Source organism: Mesorhizobium sp. M0437 (assembly GCF_040321335.1).
Taxonomy (GTDB): Bacteria; Pseudomonadota; Alphaproteobacteria; order Rhizobiales; family Rhizobiaceae; genus Mesorhizobium.
On sequence record NZ_JAMYRK010000228.1, the window covers coordinates 1 to 1,071 of the forward strand.

At 63.0% G+C, this 1,071-nt stretch carries 1 protein-coding gene; it reads right to left on the reverse strand.

Features of this window, described 5'->3' with window-relative positions:
* Positions 1–1,071, reverse strand: a 1,071-nt coding sequence (locus NKI72_RS35150; RefSeq protein ID WP_352852273.1) for an amino acid adenylation domain-containing protein, incomplete at both ends; no start/stop codon positions are given.

Genomic DNA, 1,071 nt, shown 5'->3' on the forward strand with positions numbered 1-1,071 from the left:
TACAGCCGGTCGCCCTCCACAAACGGGCTGGCGATGAACCGCTCGGCCGTCAGCTCCGGCCGGTTCAGGTAGCCACGCGCAACCCCCGCCCCGCCAATGTAAAGCTCCCCCACCGCCCCGAACGGCACCGGCGCGCCATGACCGTCCAGAAGATACAACCGCGTGTTCGCAATCGGACGCCCGATATGCGGCACAACGTTGTCACTGAAGAGCCGTCCCGAGGTTGCCACGACGGTAACTTCCGTCGGGCCATAGTTGTTTATTAACTTGAGAGGCGACGGTAGCCGGGAAGGCACACGCTGGAGACGATCACCGCCAATAAGCAAATACTCCAATGTGGGATTTATTTGCTTGTCTTCTAACGCGGTTGTAGCCAGCGGCGTGACTAAAAAGGCGGTCTCCAGCGATTGATCACACCACCATTGCAGTAGAAGCAGGGGATCTCCTGCTGCTGCTCTTGGCGAGAGCAGCAATGCGCTACGATTGGATAATGCAGACCACAGCTCCCAAATGCTGGCATCGAATGCCACTCCGGCCGTGAGTGCGCAGCAGGTTTCTCGTTGCCGACAGAACGTTTGCACATGCCATGCTGTAAGATTGACCAGGTTGTGGTGCTCGACCATGACGCCCTTTGGGGTTCCGGTTGAGCCGGAGGTGTAGATCACATAAGCGAGATGGCGTGAGGTCAGGCCAAGGGCGCGCGGCTCGGGATCGCAAGCGGGCAGTTCGGCCCAAGCCGGGGTCGCCGTCTCCAGATCGACCACGCTCACATCGACAAGCGCCTCGGGGCCGAGCGCGGCGCGTCCGGCCGCATCGCAAACTAGCAGCCGCGGCGCGGCATCCGCGAGGACCTGCCGCAGCCGCGCGCAGGGATAGGCCGGGTCCAGCGGCAGATAGGCGCCGCCGGCCTTGAGGATCGCCAAGACACCCACCACCATCGCCGGGCTGCGCTCCAGGCAGATCGCCACCGGCTGGTCCGGCTTCACACCGAGCCCGATCAGATGATGCGCCAGCCGGTTGGCTCGCGCGTTGAGCTCGCCATAGCTCAGGCGCTCGTCCTCATGGACTACC